Origin of the sequence: Lysinibacillus sp. CNPSo 3705 (assembly GCF_028674935.1) — a bacterium.
Lineage (GTDB): Bacteria > Bacillota > Bacilli > Bacillales_A > Planococcaceae > Lysinibacillus.
On record NZ_JAQZSD010000022.1, the window covers coordinates 39,305 to 60,898 of the forward strand.

General features: G+C 37.1%; 20 protein-coding genes. 14 read left to right on the top strand and 6 right to left on the bottom strand.

Features of this window, described 5'->3' with window-relative positions; genetic code table 11:
• Window positions 1–83 precede the first annotated feature (83 nt).
• Both PVA17_RS11490 and PVA17_RS11495 read right to left on the bottom strand, forming a co-directional pair.
• Window positions 84–1,064, bottom strand: coding sequence for a sensor histidine kinase (locus PVA17_RS11490; protein ID WP_274067750.1), 981 nt, complete (start codon window positions 1,062–1,064; stop codon window positions 84–86).
• A complete protein-coding gene (locus PVA17_RS11495) occupies window positions 1,061–1,750 on the bottom strand; it encodes a response regulator transcription factor (protein ID WP_248718699.1) in 690 nt (229 codons plus the stop codon). Before PVA17_RS11495 ends, PVA17_RS11490 begins: the two co-directional genes overlap by 4 nt.
• A gap of 971 nt (window positions 1,751–2,721) precedes the next feature.
• Between PVA17_RS11495 and PVA17_RS11500 the strand changes: the two genes are divergently transcribed.
• Window positions 2,722–3,744 carry a GGDEF domain-containing protein gene (locus PVA17_RS11500; RefSeq protein ID WP_274067751.1) on the top strand — a complete coding sequence of 341 codons (1,023 nt, stop codon included), beginning with the start codon at window positions 2,722–2,724 and terminating at the stop codon, window positions 3,742–3,744.
• 246 nt (window positions 3,745–3,990) lie between these two features.
• Here PVA17_RS11500 and PVA17_RS11505 read toward each other — a convergent pair whose 3' ends face one another.
• A complete protein-coding gene (locus tag PVA17_RS11505) occupies window positions 3,991–5,106 on the bottom strand; it encodes a response regulator (protein ID WP_274067752.1) in 1,116 nt (371 codons plus the stop codon).
• A gap of 559 nt (window positions 5,107–5,665) precedes the next feature.
• On the opposite strand from PVA17_RS11505, the gene PVA17_RS11510 reads away from it, so the two are divergent.
• The 8 genes from PVA17_RS11510 to nhaC all read left to right on the top strand — a co-directional run bounded on the left by PVA17_RS11510 (window position 5,666) and on the right by nhaC (window position 15,121).
• Window positions 5,666–6,448, top strand: a complete 783-nt coding sequence (locus PVA17_RS11510) for a 3D domain-containing protein (protein WP_274067753.1) — start codon at window positions 5,666–5,668, stop codon at window positions 6,446–6,448.
• Between the two features lie 186 nt (window positions 6,449–6,634).
• Complete coding sequence (locus tag PVA17_RS11515) at window positions 6,635–7,186, top strand: superoxide dismutase family protein (RefSeq protein WP_132363714.1); 552 nt, start codon at window positions 6,635–6,637, stop codon at window positions 7,184–7,186.
• 427 nt (window positions 7,187–7,613) lie between these two features.
• Window positions 7,614–8,606 carry a TAXI family TRAP transporter solute-binding subunit gene (locus PVA17_RS11520; RefSeq protein WP_274067754.1) on the top strand — a complete coding sequence of 331 codons (993 nt, stop codon included), beginning with the start codon at window positions 7,614–7,616 and terminating at the stop codon, window positions 8,604–8,606.
• Between the two features lie 405 nt (window positions 8,607–9,011).
• The gene (locus tag PVA17_RS11525; protein WP_274067755.1) at window positions 9,012–9,527 is read left to right on the top strand and encodes a DUF1850 domain-containing protein; all 516 of its coding nucleotides are present in this window, start codon (window positions 9,012–9,014) and stop codon (window positions 9,525–9,527) included.
• A complete protein-coding gene (locus tag PVA17_RS11530; protein WP_274067756.1) occupies window positions 9,524–11,563 on the top strand; it encodes a TRAP transporter permease in 2,040 nt (679 codons plus the stop codon). Before PVA17_RS11525 ends, PVA17_RS11530 begins: the two co-directional genes overlap by 4 nt.
• Before the next feature lie 294 nt (window positions 11,564–11,857).
• Complete coding sequence (locus tag PVA17_RS11535; protein WP_274067757.1) at window positions 11,858–12,001, top strand: hypothetical protein; 144 nt, start codon at window positions 11,858–11,860, stop codon at window positions 11,999–12,001.
• A gap of 284 nt (window positions 12,002–12,285) precedes the next feature.
• The gene (locus tag PVA17_RS11540; protein ID WP_274067758.1) at window positions 12,286–13,401 is read left to right on the top strand and encodes an amidohydrolase; all 1,116 of its coding nucleotides are present in this window, start codon (window positions 12,286–12,288) and stop codon (window positions 13,399–13,401) included.
• Between the two features lie 274 nt (window positions 13,402–13,675).
• A complete protein-coding gene (gene nhaC, locus PVA17_RS11545) occupies window positions 13,676–15,121 on the top strand; it encodes a Na+/H+ antiporter NhaC (RefSeq protein WP_274067759.1) in 1,446 nt (481 codons plus the stop codon).
• Between the two features lie 107 nt (window positions 15,122–15,228).
• Here the strand turns inward: nhaC and PVA17_RS11550 are convergent, their stop codons facing one another.
• Complete coding sequence (locus tag PVA17_RS11550; RefSeq protein WP_274067760.1) at window positions 15,229–16,470, bottom strand: hypothetical protein; 1,242 nt, start codon at window positions 16,468–16,470, stop codon at window positions 15,229–15,231.
• A gap of 85 nt (window positions 16,471–16,555) precedes the next feature.
• On the opposite strand from PVA17_RS11550, the gene PVA17_RS11555 reads away from it, so the two are divergent.
• Both PVA17_RS11555 and PVA17_RS11560 read left to right on the top strand, forming a co-directional pair.
• Window positions 16,556–17,668: a mandelate racemase/muconate lactonizing enzyme family protein gene (locus PVA17_RS11555; protein ID WP_274067761.1), complete on the top strand. Its 1,113-nt coding sequence runs from the start codon at window positions 16,556–16,558 to the stop codon at window positions 17,666–17,668.
• Between the two features lie 12 nt (window positions 17,669–17,680).
• Entirely contained in the window at window positions 17,681–18,361 is a 681-nt protein-coding gene (locus tag PVA17_RS11560; protein ID WP_132363700.1) for a GNAT family N-acetyltransferase, read from the top strand.
• A 64-nt stretch (window positions 18,362–18,425) separates the two neighbouring features.
• Here PVA17_RS11560 and PVA17_RS11565 read toward each other — a convergent pair whose 3' ends face one another.
• On the bottom strand, window positions 18,426–19,133 hold the full coding sequence (locus tag PVA17_RS11565) for a Fe-S oxidoreductase (protein WP_132363822.1): 708 nt from the start codon (window positions 19,131–19,133) through the stop codon (window positions 18,426–18,428).
• 119 nt (window positions 19,134–19,252) lie between these two features.
• Between PVA17_RS11565 and PVA17_RS11570 the strand changes: the two genes are divergently transcribed.
• The 3 genes from PVA17_RS11570 (at window position 19,253) to PVA17_RS11580 (ending at window position 20,524) form a co-directional block, all read left to right on the top strand.
• Window positions 19,253–19,681 carry a DUF4395 domain-containing protein gene (locus PVA17_RS11570; RefSeq protein WP_274067762.1) on the top strand — a complete coding sequence of 143 codons (429 nt, stop codon included), beginning with the start codon at window positions 19,253–19,255 and terminating at the stop codon, window positions 19,679–19,681.
• 490 nt (window positions 19,682–20,171) lie between these two features.
• Window positions 20,172–20,366 carry a hypothetical protein gene (locus PVA17_RS11575; RefSeq protein WP_274067763.1) on the top strand — a complete coding sequence of 65 codons (195 nt, stop codon included), beginning with the start codon at window positions 20,172–20,174 and terminating at the stop codon, window positions 20,364–20,366.
• A complete protein-coding gene (locus PVA17_RS11580; protein WP_274067764.1) occupies window positions 20,366–20,524 on the top strand; it encodes a GNAT family N-acetyltransferase in 159 nt (52 codons plus the stop codon). Before PVA17_RS11575 ends, PVA17_RS11580 begins: the two co-directional genes overlap by 1 nt.
• A 62-nt stretch (window positions 20,525–20,586) precedes the next feature.
• Here the strand turns inward: PVA17_RS11580 and PVA17_RS11585 are convergent, their stop codons facing one another.
• Window positions 20,587–21,552 carry a DMT family transporter gene (locus PVA17_RS11585; protein ID WP_274067765.1) on the bottom strand — a complete coding sequence of 322 codons (966 nt, stop codon included), beginning with the start codon at window positions 21,550–21,552 and terminating at the stop codon, window positions 20,587–20,589.
• Between the last annotated feature and the right edge of the window lie 42 nt (window positions 21,553–21,594).

Consider the following 21,594-nt stretch of genomic DNA (forward strand, 5'->3'; position numbering starts at 1 on the left):
TTAAGTATAAAGAAGGAGCAGCATTTTACCTATTTGGATAAATGACGTCAATATGACAAAGTTGTCATATTACGAACTTACAATCATGATTTTTTCACGCTATTTGAAAAATCTATGGAGAAGGTAGTGACGCACTCATGAGACTGTATAGTAAAGGGGTGTTCTAATTCGATTAAGATCTTTTTTACTAAATACAAGCCTATACCTGTTGCCTCACCGTTTGTTCTTCCCTTCACACCTGTATAAAATAACTCAAAGACACGTGAAATTTCACTCTCCGGAATCGTATCTCCATAATTTTGAATTCGTAAAGTAGCTTCGTCATAAATAATTTTAATAGAGCTTTCAAACTCTCCGTATTTAATGGCGTTATTGATAATTTGATAAAGCACAATTTTTAACCATTTTCGATCTGAATAAATAATGGTGTTTTCAACAAGCATCACTTTTGGAAAAACTTCTTTGGCAATGAAATAATCCTTTAAATCGTTCACAACTTCTTTAATAAGTTCTTTTAATGAGAGTGCTTCTATTTTTAAATCAGCCACAAGATTGGACGTGCGTTCATAGGTTAGTAGCTGATTAAGGGTAAACGTCAGCTTATCGCATTCTAGATTAATTGTTTGCAAATGCTCGGATGGGCTATTTGCGTTAGATTGGATAATCAGTTGAATAACTGACAATGGCGTTTTCATTTGATGGGCAAAATGTGAAAGAACAAGCTGTTGTTCTTTTCCTTGCATCTCTAAAGCTTGCTGCTGTGTTAAGTATAAATATTGCATTTGTCGTAGTTTTTCACTGTAGGCTTGCTCAATCATAGCCTGTGGTTCATACAGATGGAGGTCATCGCTTGTTAATGTGTTGTTCTGTAAATGAGCATAAAGTTTTTTTCTGCGATAATAACGTCCAATCAGCCAAATGGTAAATAGGAAGCTAACTAGAAAGATAAAATAAAAATAATGCGAAGATAAATCATCTAATGACTGAATGATCCAAGGTAATAATAGAAAGCTTACACAATAAAGAATGATGACACTTACATGATCTCGAAAGAACAGCTTCATTCTTCTGCCTCCACTAATTGATAACCAAGCCCACGAATTGTTTTAATTTCTAGTCTAGATTGGATAGCCTCGAATTTTTTACGTAATCGGCCAATATTAACAGATAAAGTGTTTTCTTCAACGAAGGATTCATCATCCCAAATAGCACTTAACAATTTTTGACGAGGAACAACATTAGGATAAGCTTCAAATAGTAATTTGCTAAGCTGCATTTCTTTTAACGTTAACAAGCTCTCGTGTTTCTCAGTGTAAAGTCGAACGGTATTTGAATTTAACGTTGTATTAGTAATGGATATTGAATTAGACTCGGAGGAAGCATATTCTCCGTATGTACGACGAATAAGCCCATTCACTTTTGCCATAAGCACATCTAGTGAAAAGGGCTTAGTGATAAAATCATCCGCACCATTTTCAATCCCATGCACTTGATCGATATCATTCACACGAGCAGATACAATGATAATCGGGCATTTGGATAGCTGACGGATTTTGCGCGACCAAAAGTACCCATCATAGGTTGGGAGATTAATATCCATTACAACAAGATGAGGCTGAATAGCTTGAAATTCCTCTACTATATGATTAAATTGTTGAACGGTATAACATTCAAATTGATATTTTGATAAATGCTCCACAATAATCTTTAAAATATTGGGATCATCTTCTATTATGTATATTTTGTACATAGTATCGACCTTTCTTTAATAACATACTATTAATGTACCCTAATTTTTAAAAATCCATAAATATAGCCCGTCACCATAACGTAGGGATGATTCCCGTTCCTACTGGACGCTTTGTAGCTGCCGCTTCGCTTTCGCTACAGAAAACATTTGTAGCTGCCGCTTCGCTTTCGCACAGAAAACATTTGTAGCTGCCGCTTCGCTTTCGCTACAGAAAACATTTGTAGCTGCCGCTTTGCTTTCGCACAGAGCAAAGCTTCCTGGGGGCGTCCGATGAGCCGCTTCACTTACTGCGCTTGCTCCAGGGTCTCATCTGTGAAGCTCATTCCTGAGTGGGCGCCCAGTCTTCACTCTAATCAACTTATCTACATAGTGTAATGCCCCTATTTTTGGAAACGTCTTAAAATATCTACATCATTATAATAATTGTAACTTGAAATTAAAGAGAAGAGCCACTAAAAACTCAATTGAGAAGGTGATGGCTCTGTTAATAGTAAGCAACTATTTTTCTTGAATTTGGAAGGTGACAGTTGTTCCTTCGTTTAATATGCTGTTAGTCGGTCAAGACGTAAATCTGTATTACGTACACCTAGATTAATCCCAACGCCATAACTTTGTGCCAAAGCATAATGGATAAGTGGTGCTTTCGAACTGGTCAGAAAGTATTGGGGAAGCTGTTTTCAGCTATAGGCTGCTTGTGGCAAGTGAGAGCCGTTTTCTCCGCTACAACCAACATATCAACAAAAACTTTTTATCGATTAATTATAAAGCAATATTTTCATAAAAATATGACTGAGTGAGTAGGGAGTGTTGGTATGGCGGCATTTTGAGGAGGCGAGTATCCTATTTCCTTTCTAGAGTGGAATGCACATTTTAATACATATTTTTGCAAATACTAAGTTCTTTTTAAGTTTTTTTTAAGAGGCGTGACGTATGATGAAGGAATAAAATCTCAATGGGAGAAATGATCTATTGTGGGTAAATTCAAGTTTAAGTTATCGTTTGTTATTGTTAGTATGACGGTAATGATAGTACTGGCGACTTCTAGTGTTAGTATTTGGAGTGGTTATCAAAATTTTAACGACATCCTTATGCAAAATAATATTGTCATGCAGGAAAATTACGTGAAGGAAGTTTCGAGAATCACGGAGAGCTACGTACAAGAGAAACTGAGGGAACCAAATCGAGATCAATCAATCGAACCTTATATGGTGCAAGTGGTTGAAAAGTTACTTGATGAAAGAGTGGTTTCTTTTAGCGCATTCATAAAAAGTATACTCATGCCTTTACTATTATGGTTAGTCGCAGTACTTGTATTAGCTGTATGGCTTGCTTTCAAAATTGCACGACCTTTAAAACAGCTTTTTATTAGTGTAGAGAGAGAAGAAGTACAGAAACTTGAAGAAATTAATGGCTGGTATTACGAAGCACATTCATTAAAAAAAGTAGTGCAAAACATGGTTATTAGTTCGAGAAACAGAATATTTGATTTAACTAACCAACTGAACTTAGACGCATTAACAGGAATCCCCAACCGTAGAAGAATGGATCAAATTTTAAATGAGTTAATTATTAATAAAGTGCCGCACTCAATAGTTTTAATAGATTTAGATGACTTTAAAAGTATAAATGATACTTATGGTCATACTGTAGGGGATGAAGTTTTAAAAGCTTTCGCGGGTCATATGCAGGAGAACATAGAGAGACAAGGAATGTGCTTTCGATATGGTGGAGAAGAGTTTTTGGTGATATTACCATCCACGACAATAGATGTAGCTTTAGAAATAGCGGAGAATTTACGCATTAAGCAGGCCATGTTAGATACTGCATGTGGAAGACCTGTAACGATGTCTGCTGGCATTACATCATTTACAGCTAATATTAAAACGGCTAATCAAATCATTACAATTGCTGATCAGGCACTATATAAGGCGAAGCAGTCAGGGAGGAATTGTATCTGTGTCGTTGAAGAATTGTCTGAAAAAACTATCAAATAAATCTCCAATAGAGGAACGAAGGCTAAAACTATCACGACCTGTGAACCAACTTTGTGTTGGTCTGAGACCCTAGAGCGAGCAATGCCAGCGAAGCGGCAGCTACAAATGTTTTCTGTGCGAAAGCGAAGCGGCAGCTACAAAAAACTGAAATCAACCCCATGCTAAAGTAGTAAGACGGCCGCTCTTCATTACTGGTGAAATGAATACATAGCTAAAAGGCATCGAGAGTAATCTTCTCGATGCCTTTTATAGATTTTCGACAGATATAGTGTTAAATAGCTCAGTCGTTTCTTGCTCTGGTAAAATATTGAGATCCGCTAACAAGGTACTCTTAAAAGTATTGTAAACCTTTATTGCACTTGCTCGATTATCGACTTCTAAATAGTGCTTTATTAGCTGTTGTACGGTTTTATCGGAATATGGATTATGTTCTATCGTTAAAAGTAAAATTTGCTCTCGTTTTTTAACATCATGTATTGCTGTATAATGGTCTACTAAATCATGAAGTAAAAGAGTAAATTTGTTGTTCATAAAATTTGCTTTACTAGTAATCCAGGGATAATCTAATGAGGCCATATATTCACCTTGGTAGCTTTGAATTAATGACTCAGCCATCTCTACATTAATCTTTCCAGTCTCTGCTTTAGCATTTAAAATATGCTCTAAGTCATGGACATCACATTGAAACGCCTCTAGTTGCAAAATATAGCAGCCATTTGTATACTGTATGACTTCTGAATAGCCCAATGCTGAAAGAGTAGTGCGTAGATAGGAAACTGTTGTATGAAGCTGTACCCTTGCCTTTTTAAATTCTGTATCTGCCCATAAAGCATCGATGATTGAATCGCGAGGTACTTGGCTATTTAGGTTAGAAAAAAGATAGGCAAATAATTCTTTTGTTTTAAGCGTTCTCCAATGGACGGCTTTGTTATTGTGTAAAACAACGAATCCTCCAAAGCATTGTATTGTAAGCGCGGGTTTATTTCGTATTTGTATAGGAGTTGATTTATTTTCCAGGTGAAGGAGCTCTTGGATTCTGTTAATAGTTGTTTCTAGACGAGCCTTTGAAATAGGTTTTAGTAAATAGTCAATGGAGTATATTTCAAATGCTTGGACAGCATAGTCCCGATACGCAGTGACAAATACAATAAAAATATTCTTGTTCCATTCTTTTATTAGACGCGCAATCTCTAAACCGTTCAAGTTAGGCATTTCAACATCTAAAAATGCTACTTGAAAATCCAAGCTCGGTCCCTCTGCCAGCAAATCTTTTGTCGTTGTAAAAGATTTAATGATCTCTATTGAATTAAATTCCTTTAACTTTTTCTCCAAGTTTAAAAGAGCTAATGGCTCATCATCCATTACTATCACTCTAATCAAAAAAGGGCACCAACTTTCGAATATTAATTTTAACTTCTTTGGAGCAAATGTTTTCTGTAGCGAAAGCTACAATTATGACAAGGCATAATTGATAAGTAGTGAAGTAGGTTAAATTGAAATATCAATGACTAACCCTATATGTGGATGTATAGCTACTTGCTGCTATGGTTGATCTTTTAATAATTCGGTAGCAGCTGCAGTATTAAGATTGAGTGCATATTGCATAACACTCATTTGTAAAGTTTTTATTTTATTAACTTCCATCCAATATTCCCCTTTACCATATTATCGGATAAAAACACTAATTTTCCAATACGTAAAAATTGCAAATAGTGTTGCGATTTTCTTCGTAAAATTGTTCGTTTTACCAAAAATATATTCAATATTGTATATTTTTCCTCCTTTATAGTAATAATTCGTAATATCAGGTTCATTAGTCCTGAGTTATTAATTGCATTCTCTAGCATGTTTGCATAAAAGAGCCTAACTCTAGTGTGCTAGCAGCAGATTGCAACATATTAAAATACGGAGGTTTTTAAATATGAAAAAACAAGCTTTAGCTTTAGCTGTAACATTCATCTTGGGATTAGGTGTATGTGCCAGCCCATCCTTTGCTAAGGACACAATTTCTTTTAGGCCATTCGATATGTTATGGGGAGTCTCAAAAATTTACAATTTAACTTTAGGAGATTATGAGCCGCTGGATGAGACAGGCTCGACATGGTTTTATCCAGAGCAAAATTTAAATGTAGTTGAGCCAAAAATTGATAATTCGTTGAAAGATCAACATTTCGTTGAGGCCGGGGATACATTATTTACAATTGCTCGTATAAACGGAGTGTCAGTGCAAGAATTAAAGGAATGGAATAATCTCTCATCTGATTTAATTTATGTAGGTGAAACATTAGCTATTAAAGCATCCGCGGCAAAACCTAAAACTGCCGAAAACAAAACTAAAAAGGTAGCAACGACACCAAGTAAACAGAAAGTAACGACATCAAGCACAAACACAGTGAGTGCTCCAACGAATACGGGCAAAACGTTAACAATGCGAGCAACTGCCTATACAGCGTATTGTGAAGGGTGTTCAGGGGTGACAGCGAATGGCACAGATATCAGAGCGAATCCAAACTTAAAGGTAATTGCTGTAGATCCGCGTGTAATTCCTCTTGGTACAAGAGTTTGGGTTGAAGGTTACGGAGAAGCAATCGCAGCAGATACTGGCGGAGCGATAAAAGGTAATAAAATTGATGTATTTATTCCTACCGAGGGACAAGCTCGTCAGTGGGGCGTCAAACATGTAACTGTAAAAATTTTAAATTAATGTTAGTTATAGGGTATCTCTGAGATTGGAGATATCCTTTTATTTTGCATTGTTTTTAAGAATCAACATTGGTTAAAAGCCAAGTGTACAAAGTTTACTTTGTAACCAACAATTCACAAAATTCTCAGCGAAATTGCATAAGTGGAAGGAATGTTGGCAACCATCTGAAATAGAGGAGGTATTTTTATGAAAAAAATGAGCTTAATAATTATTTCTTTATTAGTATTTGTCGGTGGTTGTAGCTTCTTTGAAAAGAAGGAGCAAAAAGTGGCGGTTAACGCAAGTTCAGGACCAACTGCAACTGCGAAAGTAATTGGTAAAAATAATGAAAGCTATGGCAATGCCTATTTTGAGGAAGAGGATAATGGGGTTAAGGTGACACTCGCGCTATCAGGATTGCCACCTGGAACTCACGGTATTCATATCCATGCAGTTGGGAAGTGTGAACCGCCAACATTTGAATCAGCAGGTCCGCATTTTAATCCGACGCATAAAGAGCATGGGAAGCTTAATCCTAAGGGATACCATTTAGGGGATCTTCCGAATTTAGAAGTTGGAGAAGATGGTAAAGTAGATATGACCTTCTTAGCCGAAGGACAAACATTAGAAAAAAATGCGGCTAACTCATTGTTACGTGATGGAGGTACTACATTAATCATTCATGAATCTGAGGATGATTATAAAACAGATCCTTCCGGTAATTCTGGTGCTAGAATTGCTTGTGGCATTATTCAATAAGGAAAATGAATCGACTGTATCTGAAGCAAAACACTTTAGATACAGTATTTTTGTTTTGGGGATAAAAATCGACAATATTTTGGTTCATTAAAAAAGAATGTTAAGTATATAGGCCGGAACGGAAATCATCCCACATGATGATAAGTATTCCTCTTATAAAAGAAGAATTAAACAGTCATTTTGATCAAAAACATACATTTTTTATACATAGAGAAATCGGGAAAGTTTTCTTGAAAAAAGAATTTAATAGTTTAATGTAGATAAAAATAGTGTGAGGTAGTTATTGATGAACTCCGTGAATAATAGGTATTTAAGAAAAACAGTATAATTATAAAAGACTGAATTTACTATAAATAGATTGACATTATTATACTATGTTTGATAATTTTAAGTAGATTATTATTTTTAACCAAGGGGGAAGGTTACAGTGAAGAAAAAACAATTTAGGCTATTAATGCTATTAAGTGCCTTTGCGCTTTTGATTTTGGCTGCGTGTGGGTCTGATAGCGGAACAGGTTCAAAGGACTCGAATAAGGGCGAATCGGCATCATCTGAAAAGCCGAAATTTTTAAACTTATTAACAGGTGGAACACAAGGTACTTACTATGCACTAGGTGGAACGTTTGCTGATTTCATTTCTAAAGAAACAGGCATTAAAACAACTGCTGAAGTATCCCAAGCATCTGCTGCCAACATGACGGCTTTGCAAGATGGTAAAGGTGAGATTGCCTTTGTACAATCAGATATTGCTTACTACGCTACTGAAGGAAAATTTATGTTTGAAGGCAAAAAAATCGATTCAATTGCTGCTTTAGGTGCACTTTATCCAGAAACAGTACAATTAGTAACGACTGAAGCATCAGGCATTAAATCATACGCTGATTTAAAAGGGAAAAAGGTATCTGTAGGTGCGCCAGGTTCTGGTACTTACGCAAATGCTGAACAATTACTTGAAATTCATGGTTTAACAATGGATGATATCAAAGCGCAAAATCTTGATTTCGGTGAGTCTACTGACGGTCTACAATCAGGCCAAATTGATGCAGCGTTTATTACTGCAGGTACGCCAACTGGTGCTGTAGAGGCATTAAATGCAACAACTAAAGTGAATATTATCGGTATGGATGCTGGTAAAGCAGATGAGTTAATTGCTAAATACCCTTATTATGCAAAAGATACAGTAAAAGCTGGTACGTATGGGATTGCAAATGACACAGAAACAGTTTCGGTTCTTGCTATGCTAGCAGTGAAAAAAGATCTTCCGGAAGATGTTGTTTATTCGATGACGAAAGCTATTTATGATAATTCAGGTAAGATTTCCCATGCTAAAGGGGAGTTTATTAAAGCGAAGACAGGTTTAGATGGTATTAGTATTGATGTTCATCCAGGTGCTCGAAAATACTTTGATGAAAGGAAATAACAGAACATTTGGGTTTGAATTTTATCAAACTCTAGCTTAAAGCAAGTGAAAAGTTATTTTCTTAATACGAAGAGGCTCGGATTGCGTAAAGCTTCGAGTCTCTTTTCTTCCGTTAAGTATAAGCTGTGAGTAATAGCGAATTCAAACACCTGTATCTGTCGCTACGCTTTCGGTACAAAAGACATTCGCTAAATAAAAGGAACTCAGTCTAAGAACGCCACGTTCTGTGGCAATTTATCTGTGCGAAAGCGAAGCGACAGCAACAATGACTGAGTGACCAACATAAATGCTGCTGACGCTGCGTTAGCACTACGCTTTCGCGCAAAAAACATTTGTTGGTCTAAAGCCTCCGGCGACAATCACTGAATTATGCCAGGGCATAATTGATGTGGGGGAACAGTTGCAGTGCGAAAGAGAACAATCATAATTGTTTTAGCTTTTTTATGTATTTGCTTTAGTCTAGTCATTTTTCTGCCTCTTCAAAAGGTATTCGCATTTACGGAAACACGTATAAATGATCCGATAATGCATTATATACCACTGACAACTGAGGATACATTTGAAATTAGATATACTCACTCTATCCATAAAACGGATGTACTCGAACATTATAAATGCATAGACGGAACACGTATTCAAATGTTAGGGATGGAGTATGAAAGTTTAGCAATCGGCATGCCAAGCTATGCAGAAAAAAACCAAACATTAACAGAACGCAATGGTAAATATTTTTTGCAGTTTGACAATGAAGTCATTGAAAATTTTACGATTTATATTGCCGATTTGGATTTAGACCTTGTATTAGATTACGAGAATTATGAATACGATTTAAAAAAAGACTTACAAAGGGGAAAATCCTATTTATTTGAGGTGAAGCGATTATCGCTTTATGAACAATGGAAGGGAGTAGGGATGAAATGACGACACAGCATACATCAAACGACGAAGTAAAAAAAGAAGAATTCGAACAAATATCAGCTGAAGAGCAACAAGCGATACTTGAGAAATATGATATTGAATCCAATGTCCGAACGATATCGGGCATTATGAAGCATGTCATTTTCTTTGGATTACTAGCGTTTTCATTGTTCCAGCTTTACACGGCAATTAAAGGCCAATTTCCAGCGCAAATTCAGCGTACGATACATTTAGGTTTTGGTTTGACCTTAATTTTCTTGCTATTCCCTGCTCGAAAAAAAGCAGCAAAGAATAAAATAGCGTGGTTCGATTATATTTTAGCGGTATTATCCATTGTTGTAGGTTCATATTGGACAATGAATTATACAGAGCTTGTTAATAGTAACGGTACTATTTCGCAAACAGATTTTATTGTAGGTCTTATAGCTGTTGTGTTGGTGCTTGAAGCAGCCCGTCGTGCAGTAGGTATACCGATTACTATCATTGCTATATGTTTCTTAATATATGCCTATTTCGGACCGTATTTCCCAGATTTTATGGCACATAGAGGTCAAGATATTGAGAGTATTGTTAATCTCATGTATTTTACGACAGATGGGATATTTGGAACACCAATTAGTGTTTCAGCCACATTTATTTTTGTGTTTTTGCTTTTTGGGGCATTCCTTGTCAAAACAGGTGTTGGCCAATACTTTAATGATTTAGCGGTATCTCTTGCAGGTAAATTAATTGGTGGTCCTGCAAAAGTGGCGGTTTTTTCTAGTGCACTTCAAGGTACGATTTCAGGAAGCTCTGTAGCGAATGTTGTAACATCTGGATCATATACGATTCCAATGATGAAAAAGCTTGGGTACCGTAAGGAGTTCGCAGGTGCGGTTGAGGCAGCGGCATCTACGGGTGGGCAGTTAATGCCTCCAATTATGGGTGCGGCAGCGTTTTTAATGGTTGAATTTATCGGTCGTGGAATAACGTATTGGGATATTGCAAAGGCTGCGGCGATACCTGCATTGCTTTATTTTACAGGCATTTGGATTATGACTCACTTCGAAGCGAAACGTGTAGGTTTAAAAGGTTTACGTGATGATCAAATGCCAAATCGTCGAGAGGTATTTAAAAAAATTTACCTTCTATTACCGATAATCTCTATCATTGTTTTAATGTTAACAGGTACACCAGTCATGCATGCAGCGCTTTATGGTATTCTTATTTCTATTGGCGTTGCTATGTTTAATAAGGAAACACGTTTAAAACCAATGGATATTATTGATGCATTAGTTGAAGGGGCTCGTACAGCACTTGGTGTTGTAGCGGCAACAGCTTGTGCGGGTATTATCGTAGGTGTTGTTGTGAAAACAGGTCTAGGCTTAAGTTTAGCTAATAGTTTAGTAGAATTAGCTGGTGGTAGTATTATTTTAACGCTAATTTTTGTGATGATTGCTTCCTTAATTCTTGGGATGGGAGCTCCGACAACAGCGAACTATGTAATCACATCAACAATTGCTGCTCCTGCGATCGTAGCATTATTATCACCGAATACACCACAGGAATTAGTACCAGTAGTTGTGTTATTATCGGCACACTTCTTTGTATTTTACTTTGGTATTATTGCTGATATAACCCCGCCTGTTGCACTTGCAGCATTTGCGGCTTCGGGAATCTCTGGTGGAGATCCGATTAAAACAGGTGTAAACTCAGCGAAGCTTGCGATTGCAGCATTTATTATTCCGTATATGATTGTATTTTCACCGGCATTACTAATGATTGATACAACTATACCTGAAATTATATGGGTAGTAATCACGGCCATTACAGGAATGGTAGCGATAGGTGCGGGAGTAATCGGTTTCTGGTATCGCAAATTGCATTGGTTTGAACGCATTATTGCCATTGCAGCTGGTTTATTACTGATCTATCCAGAAAAGTTCTCGGATTGGGCTGGTTTGGCAATCTTTATTGTTATGTTTGTTATTCAATATGTAACGCAACAAAAAGATAACGGTGATGGCGATCAAAAAAGTAAAACGAGCGCTATAGCTTAAGGAATAGGTAAAAAGGGCTTACTCATTTTCTAGGTTAGTAAATGCTTTGCATGTTTACGGGGTAATGGAAGCGTGCGAAGTATATAGAACACTTGTTTTATAAGTTTTACCATGAAGGGAGATGTATCGTAATGATACATCTCTTTTTCTCATTAACGCCGAATTTTAATCTAAAAAGTAGATGGTTTTTATACTTTTTATGCATAAGGAGCATCGTTTATTGTTTTTTTACAAAGGTCATTGTATAATTCTTTTATCAGAAAATTCAATTAAATAAAAAGGAGAGATGATTAAATGAAAAATTTGTTTAACTCAAAATTTGAAACATATTTAATGGATCAGGAATTGGAGCTTAATATGGAAGAGGAAAAAAATGAGGAGCAACTATCGATAGTGCATTATGATGAATATCCAGAAGGCTTTTTTACAAGTTTATAATAAATATTTGTAGGACTGTGCTAAAGGTAGAAATACTTTTAACACGGTCCTTCGCTTTTTTCAGAAAAATTGAAGCGACCCCTTGGAGATCAGCAATAGCGGAGCGAAGGCTAAAACCATCCCGTCCTGTGATAGCCTTGGCCAACATCGTGTTTGCCCAAGACGTGCAGCGAAGCACCCAGTCGGAACGGAGATTAACCTACATGTTATGGTCAGTGTCCTCTTTTTTTTACGAAATAGTTTCCTGTATAATGGGAAACAAAAATGCGTATAGAGGTGTAGTTATGTCAAATGCTGTAATGTTAGAAGAGAAAATTTATCAATGGTTTGATCATTTTCATAAATACCCTGAAGTGAGTTGGAAGGAATTTGAAACTACTAAAAAAATAGCGTCGATTTTAGATGAGTTAAACGTATCCTATCGGTTGTTAGGGGATGTTCCAGGACTTATTGCAGAAATTGGTACAGGTGATGAAATTGTTGCTGTACGTGCAGATATAGATGCTTTGTGGCAAGAAGTGGATGGGAAATGGCGAGCGAACCATTCGTGTGGGCATGATGCAAATATCACGATGGTACTTGGTGCTTTATTACTGTTAAAAGATCGATCATTGCAACATCGCGTTCGTTTTATTTTCCAGCCTGCTGAAGAACTTGGGAATGGAGCTTGTGCAGCCTTTGAACGCGGAGCTGTTGAGGACGTATCGCATTTATTTGGTGTTCATTTAAGACCCATTGAAGAGCTACCACTTGGCAAGGTGTCACCCGCTATCCATCATGGTGCGGCATATTTTTTAGAAGGAACAATACGAGGTACTGATGCTCATGGTGCTAGACCTCATCAAGGTAAAAATGCAATCGATGTTATTATGGCCGTACAACAAATGCTCAATAGCATACATTTATCACCTTTCGAGCCACATTCGGCAAAGTTAACGAAAATTGTTGCAGATGGTGGTAGTACGAATATTATTCCAGGTACTGCTAGCTTCTCTATGGATATTCGCGCGCAACGTAATAACCAACTAGAATTGCTTCGTAGTCGTATTGAGTTTGGCTTAACATCAATCAAGCAGCAGTTTGAGATTGATATGGAGTGGGAATGGTTAGATTTCACACCTGGCGCAGAGGTTTCTTCAGTTGCTGCACGTATGGCTAAAGACGCGATTATTGAAACGCTTGGAGAAACGCATCTAGCTGGGGAAATAACAACACCTGGAAGTGACGATTTCCATTTTTATACAGTTAAAAAACCTGTATTAAAAGCAACAATGATTGGGATTGGTGCCGACCTAACTCCAGGTTTACATCATCCAAAAATGACTTTTGAACGCAATGCACTAATTGATGCTGCAAAGGTACTTGCTTGTGTGCTAGAAAAAAAACCTGAATATGAATAACGATAGCGAGAGGGAGCTATATCAAATGTGCAAAATTCTTTTGATATAGTTCCTTTTTCTTTTCTTTTTTTGTAGAAATGTATGAATATTTTGTATTGTCTCAAATGGCTATTTGAAAGCGTTTTAATGCGCAAAAATAGTCGAAATTGCTAGAGAAGCATAAAATTTTTGCGTTGACTTTTAATTTTTTGAATATTACGCTAAAAAAGCGTAAAAATTATTTGCGCCTTTGACAATCGAGATTAACAATTAGTGCAAAAAAGGGGATGGATTCATGAAAAAAGAGATTAATGCGGGTTGGGCACTTCTGACTTTTGCAATAATGATTATAGCTATGCTAGTTACAGTAGTTGTGTTAAAGCAAAGTCCTCACGTACCACTTATTATTGGAACAACTGTAGCAGCCATTGTCGCTATATTGCATGGATTTAAGTGGATAGAAATTGAGGAAATGATGTATAAGGGGATACGTCTAGCTTTACCAGCCATTGTTATTATTATTTTAGTAGGTTTGACAATTGGCGCATGGATTGGCGGCGGTGTTGTCGCAACAATGATTTATTTTGGTTTAAAATTAATTTCTCCAGCTTGGTTTTTAGTAACAATCATGCTGTTATGTGCCATTGTTTCACTGGCGATTGGTAGCTCATGGTCGACGATGGCGACAATCGGTGTTGCTGGTATGGGTATCGGTTTAAGTATGGGAATCCCTGCAGCAATGATTGCTGGAGCTGTTATTTCAGGCGCGTACTTTGGTGATAAGATGTCACCGTTGTCGGATACTACTAACCTCGCAGCAGGTTTAACAGGTACCGACTTATTTGATCATATTAAGCACATGCTTTATACAACAATTCCAGCTCTAGTCATTGCCATTGTTGTATTTGGTATCATGGGAAGAAGCTTCGCAGATATCTCAATGAAATCCGAAAGCATTTTAACAACATTAAAAGTAATGGAGGAAAGCTTTGTTATTTCTCCTTGGTTATTGCTTGTACCAGTTGGTGTAATTGTATTGGTAGCGAAAAAAGTACCTGCAATTCCAGCTTTAATTATCGGAATAATCTCAGGATTCTTACTACAAATCTTCGTACAAGGCGGCACACCTACAATGGCTGTACATGCTTTACAAGAAGGATTTGTGATTTCAACTGGCAATGACATGGTGGACAATCTATTTAACCGTGGTGGCTTAGATTCGATGATGAATACGGTTTCAATGACAATTGTGGCTATGACATTCGGTGGGGTGTTAGAATATTCCGGCATGTTAAAAGCTCTTATGAATGTCATTATGAAATTTGCTAAATCAACAGGAAGCTTAGTTGCTTCAACGATTGCTGCATGTATTACAACAAATGCTACATGTTCTGAGCAGTATATTTCAATTGTTGTTCCGTCACGTATGTTTGCAAATGTGTATAGAGAGCGTGGCTTGCATTCGAAAAACTTATCTCGTGCGTTAGAAGATGGGGGCACACTAACTTCTGTATTTTTCCCATGGAATACTTGTGGAGTCTTTATTTTAGCAACGTTAGGGGTAGGCGCCATGGAATATGCACCATATGCAATTATTAATTTCCTCGTACCTATTATTTCTATTTTTTATGCCTATATCGGATTTGCAATTGTTAAGCTGACACCGGAAGAAATGGAAGCAGCAGAGAAGCGCAAAAAAGAGGAAGAACTAAATAATACTGATATGGTCATGGCTGACTAAATCTCTTCGGATAGGAATGAAAGTCTCGCGGATGCAAAGGCATCTGCGAGAGCTTTTCAGTTAAATTCCTTTTCAGCGGGAAGCAATATGCCTCGGCATCATTGCTCTTAATAGGTTGCAAAATTCAATTCATATATAGTGCGAGGGCGACCTTGTTGATGTGTCATTTCTTCACCAACAACTTTTGCATAACCGTTATCCACTAATTTTTTAATTATGCGCTCTGTTGTGCGACGAGTAACCTGTAAGTATTCAGAAAGATTATGGGATGTAAATTGCGCTGATTGTCGCTCTCGGCTAAAGTGAATGATCTTGGATATATTTAACGGACTTAAGCTTGTTTGCTTTGCCATTTGTAAAATGTAAGGATCATCTGTTTTTAAAGCTAGTTTTACTTCCGATTTTGGAAATGGACCTAGCAAATTTTTATGTTCATCTAGTATATAAATTTCACAAGGTTTAGCAAATGTTAAAGCATTTTTAGCATTTTGGTTAGCTTCAACTATTGAATGACCATACCCAAAAGCTAGTTTAAATGGCTGATCGGTTTGATGGTACAAGTTTTGTAAGGTCTCTTTTTCGAGTGCCTTTTGCAAATGCCCAGCTGTCGTATATAGCTCAAAAGAGTAAGGTGAAATTTCTTTATAAGTTGCATGTGTAGTAGCGGCGATGTGCGTTAACATATCATGTTCTATAGGTTTATTTTCAAGAGCTTCTAAAAGTCCAACTACAGCTTTGACAGATTCGGATTTTAGAAGAAGTGATTGGGATTTCGTTTCCTCTAAGCATTGTACAATGGAATTAGTTGCATCTAACATGCGCATTGCAGGTATTTGAAGAGCTTGTAATTCATCGAACACATTATGGATACTTGTTATGACAAAATCAATGCTGTTAGCCTCCCATAAAGCTATATGATGCTGCAATATAGAGTGGGTGGGTTTCGTGATAGAAATAGGTTGGATATATGGTTTTGAACCACGATACTCTATTTCTGTTAGAACATTTTCTACAATAGCGGGATTCATAACATCAATGGAAATTCTATTTAAAGGTACTGCATGATTGGCTATTAGCGATAATAAAGTAGTAGAAATTGCCGTCTCATCTTGTTTAATATAATTCCAAGGTATTGGCAGTTCTGACAGTGCAGGTCGGGCATGTAAATAGGGGAGTGTTCCCCCGAATAAAAGGGCATCACATGGCTTCATTTCCTTTAACAAAACGGGTGCTTCTGTAGGTTGCTTGTAAAGGTAAAAATCTATTTGAATATTCTCTATGTTTTGTGCGATACTGTTTATACGCTTCATAAATGCTTTAGAGCAGATAACCGCTATTTTAGTAGACATAGGCAACGTTCCTTTTCTATTCTATATTTTTTCAACAATTAGCGACGTATTAGCGACAACTAAATTATATAGGAGATTGATCAAAATGAAAATCCAACAAGTAGAAATTTTTGCAATTCATTTACCACTTATTGATCCATTTATTATCAGCTATGCTACATATGATACAATGCCTTCTATTATTTTGAAGGTGACGACAGACACAGGAATTGTGGGCTACGGTGAAGCAGTACCAGATGAGCACGTAACAGGGGAGACGTGGGAGAGCACATATGCTGTATTAAAGAACCAGCTTGCCCCTGCAATCATCGGAGAAGACCCAATGGCCTTTGAAAAACTTCACGATAAATTGAATAAAGTCGTGAAGGATGTACCAGCAGCGAAGGCAGCAATTGACATTGCTTGTTTCGATATTGCAGGGAAAGCGTTACAAGTCCCAGTGTATCAACTACTAGGTGGGCGTTATCATGAGAAATTCCCGATTACACATGTACTGAGCATTGGAACACCTGAAGCGATGGCAGAAGAGGCGGTTAATCGTGTAGAGATGGGCTATCGATCTTTTAAAATGAAGGTAGGAACAGAGGTAGGCCGTGATGTTGCTCGAATTAAAGCGGTGCGTGAACGTATTGGTGAAGATATCGCCATTCGAGTAGATGTAAACCAAGGATGGGGCAATGCGTCAACTACTTTACAAGGTTTACGTGCATTAAAGGATCTAAATATCGATTGGCTAGAGCAGCCAGTAGATAGTGAAGATATTGATGGTATGGTAGAAGTGAAGTCGAAAACAGATGTACCATTAATGATTGATGAAGGGCTTCGCGGTGTACGTGAAATGCGTGAAATTATTGCAAAGCGTGCTGCAGATAAAGTCAATATTAAATTAATGAAGTGCGGTGGAATTTATCCTGCGATGAAACTAGCAGTGATGGCTGAAATGGCAGGCATTGAATGTCAAATCGGTTCAATGGTAGAATCATCGGTTGGTTCAGCAGCAGGTTTCCATGTAGCATTCTCTAAAAAAATAATGACAAGTGTAGAATTAACAGGTCCATTAAAATTCTCTAAGGATGTTGGAAACTTACACTATGATGTGCCATTTATTTGTTTAAATGAAAAACCAGGATTAAGTGTAGACGTAGATGAAGAAATCCTTCAAGAATTATGTAAGTTCTCAACAATTGTAACAGCCTAAGGAGGCGGCGGAATGGAAAAAATTTACGAAGGCATGCTTGGAGAAACGCCGTTTTTTGTGACAACATTAAATCTTCAGCATTTGCAAGAGATTGAAAACTTACAGCTTGTAGTTTATCAATCATTAGCGGACCAAAGTGTTTTACAACCACTGAGCACTGAGGAATTTGACTATATTTTAAGCGGCAATGGCATGATGATAGGTGCTTACGTAGGAGATGAGTTAATTGCCTTTCGTGCATTATTGAATCCACCTGTTGATGCCGAACATCTTGGCTATGATTGTGGAATTGCCGAGGATGAATTTCATAAAGTTTTATATCAAGAAATATCGAATGTCTCACCAACATATCGTGGCTATGGATTACAAAAAACATTAGCCCAAATTGTTATGGGACATATCGATTTAGAAAAATATGATTATGTATGCTCAACAGTAAAGCCATATAATATCCCTAGCTTGAAAGATAAATTTTCTCAAGGATTAGTCGTAAAGGGATTAAAGATTAAGTATGTAGATAAGCTACGCTATATTTTTTATAAAGATTTGCGTCAAGAGCTACCGACTTTTACAGAAAAGAAGTCGATATCGATGGGAGATACAGTTAGTCAGCAACAGCTTTTGAAGCAGGGGTATATAGGTACTTCTATGTATGAGGAACAAAATGATTGGTTTGTCGTTTATGAAAAATAAATTCCAACAAAAAGCCTTACCTTATACTTATTGTAAGAGGTAAGGCTTTTTGTTTAGGAGATTTTTATTTCATCGGGCAAAAGCCACAAGCCATTAAACCAGGTATGTCTTTAGAAAAACAGCATGATTTTCGTACGGGAACGTTCACTAAATTAGTGGGGCTTTGACCTCCTGTATATTGTGCCCACCAAGATTTGTTGGAGAAGCGAGCCCATGTTTTAGGGTCCTCTAAAGCTTCAATATCCTCCATCGCTTGATCAGCTAGACCAGGATTAGAAAGCAATACATGATAGTGCCAAAGTAGATATCCAAAGAAATTCTCCCAAATAGTAAGAGGGGAAATAGATGTTACTTTACGGAGCTGTTGAACGATAACATGCCCATCATATAGAATGTTCTCAATAACAGTTTGACGTTCTTCCTCCTCGACATAGCGCCAATCGTTAGGGTTAACAAACATTGCGACTGTAAAACTGTCGAATTCTTTTGCTGCATCAAAGCGAAGCTCGATAGGTTTTCCATTCCATACCTCGTCATAGGCAGCAAGCATGTAAAGTTGCATAGCGAAAAACATACCGTAGCGGCGTGCAAAGTGCGAAATAGCGGCTGTTTCTGTTGCTGCCTCCGTTATGCCCATCATAAGGTTTAAAAAGTCAGGATGGTAAAAGTCCTTATGTATATCAGCTAATGTAAATAATGTCCGCTTTGGTTCTGTTGTATAAATGCTATAGGAATTCAATTGTCGAACTTGATCCATCGTTAATGCTGGCATTGTCATCACCTTTTCTTTCAATCTTCTGCTACTTCAATTATAAATTAATCATTTTTGCTTCACAAATGGTATGCAATATAGTAAAATGCATTAAACATATCTGGAAGGTTGGTTTTGAAATGTCACAACCCCATGCAATTCCAATGCCCCTCGTTCGACTCAATCAATGGACGATTTTATTAAGTGTCATTCTAACGTGGGGCACGGGGGTCGTTTGGATTTTAGCAATTCCGTTAGTAGCAAATTTACTTGGTGTTTTATGCAATTACAATCCTATTATTCGGGTAGGGAAGCTGTTTCTAAAAAATGCGCTATCTACATATATACCAGAGGATGCGCAACAGCAAAAATTTAATTCTAGTATTGCTAGCTTTTGTTTAGCAGGAGGGATTTTAGGTTACTTGCTTAAATGGCAGGTGGTTGGCTATCTCTTTACGGGAATGGTCGCTATAGCTTCATCGCTAGCAATTGCAGGCTTTTGTATAGGTTGTTTCTTTCATTTTCAGCTAAAGCAATGGCAATATCGTCGCTCGCTGAAGAAGGTATAAAAAAACTTAAAAAATTTTTTAGATTAATGTTGACTTTGTAATTGATAATGATTATCATTATCGTATAAAGATTATTCCTCCTCTACAATACAGTGTAGAGAGGATGAACTTTAGCTACTTTTCTCCAGAAGTTTGCTAGTTCATGATAACGCTCCTAAAACCCCCCTCATTTTTTGGGAACGTAAAATCTCTAGACGACTCACTCCATTGTGATTGAGTCGTCTTTTTTTTGATTGAAACGGCAATTGTTCCGATAAAACGGCATAATATTCCGATAAAATGATAATATGTTCCGATAAATCTTCAAAGCGTTCCGATAAAAATGAAATCCTTATCATAACGTGTGGTTGATTTCTGTTCCGGCTAGGCGCCGCTTCACTCGTATTGCTCGCTCCAAGGTCTCATCTGTGACGCTGATCCTACAAAATGATTATACCAAAAATTACAATTTAATATATAATATACCTTAACGAGAAGGGGTGTTTATTTTATGTTTTCTATTAGAAACTTCGAAGGTAATGAAAAAGAGTTTGAGTTCTTTCTAGATATGTTATATGAATCTATTCATATTCCTGAGAATAAACCATCAAAAGAAGTTTTACTAAACTCGCCTGGCATAAGAACATATCATGAAGGTTGGGGGAGAAAGGGAGATAAAGTGTTGATTGCCTTTGACATTTACTAATGCATAAAATAATTCAACAAGCAAAGGATGCAGGATACAATACCATTTCACTTAGTGTAGACCTCGAAAATGACACGGCCATTAATATGTATCAAAAACTAGGTTTTAAAGATTATGAAGTAGTAGGGACATCTAAAACAATGATTTACAAATTATAGTGCTTTCTAGAATAAAAAATGTACAATACTAAAAGTAAATTAAGTAATGTACATTTTTCATATTACTGAGTAGGGCTGCTGCTATGAACAGCGCTTTTTTTCCCTAGTATCATCGTATAGTAGCTATGTAGCAGCATGCCAACAATGATGACACCTAAGCCTGCGAGTGCAATTGGATTTGGGAATGCAATGTCGAGCAATAATACTTCACCAATAATGACAAAGAGTATTTCTGTGGATTGTGTTGCTTCGACTGCTGCAAGCTTTCCTTGGTGATCGCGAACACGGTCCGTTGCAATGAAAAATAATGTTGTGGCGATGACACCAGAGCTTATACCAACAAGCAACGATTGCATCACTTGGTTGATGGAAGGTAGCCCAACCGTTGCTAATGCATAGATAGCTAGCATAATCCATGCAGGCATCGAGGCGATGGTCATGCCGAGAACTCGTTGATATGTATCGATGCGTCCGCCACAGATTTCCATCATTTTGCGATTACCAAGAGGGTAGGCAAATGCAGCGATGACAACAGGTAAAATACCAAGCATTAAACTTTTAAACGGAACAGATTGTGCTTGTGGTAGTTGGATAAGTAAAATGCCAACTAAAATGACACATGAAATTAGTAATGAAATAAGCGGTATTTTTTGACGTACTGTTTTCTCAGCTACTATTGAAACAAATAGGGGAGCTAGTAATACGCCAGCGACAATTGTCAATTGCCATGTTCCAGAAACGAGCCAACCTGGACCGAACGCTGCTGCAAATGTCAGTGGTGCATAGAATAAGACGAATCCAATAAAGCTCCAAAGTAGCCAAGCGACAGGCTGTGCCTTCATTTCACCTGATAGTTTGGAAAAACCTTTTCGATAGAAGACGATCACAAGTAAAAACGGAAGCATGAAGAAATACCGCAAAGATGCACTCCAAAGCCAGCTACCACCTTGCATTTCCATTGCATGATTTAATATAAATGTAACAGCAAAAAAAAGTGAGGCTAAAATGCCTAATGCAATTTCTTTCATTAAAATCACCTCAAAGCCCTTTATGTAATTTGAAAATTCAGT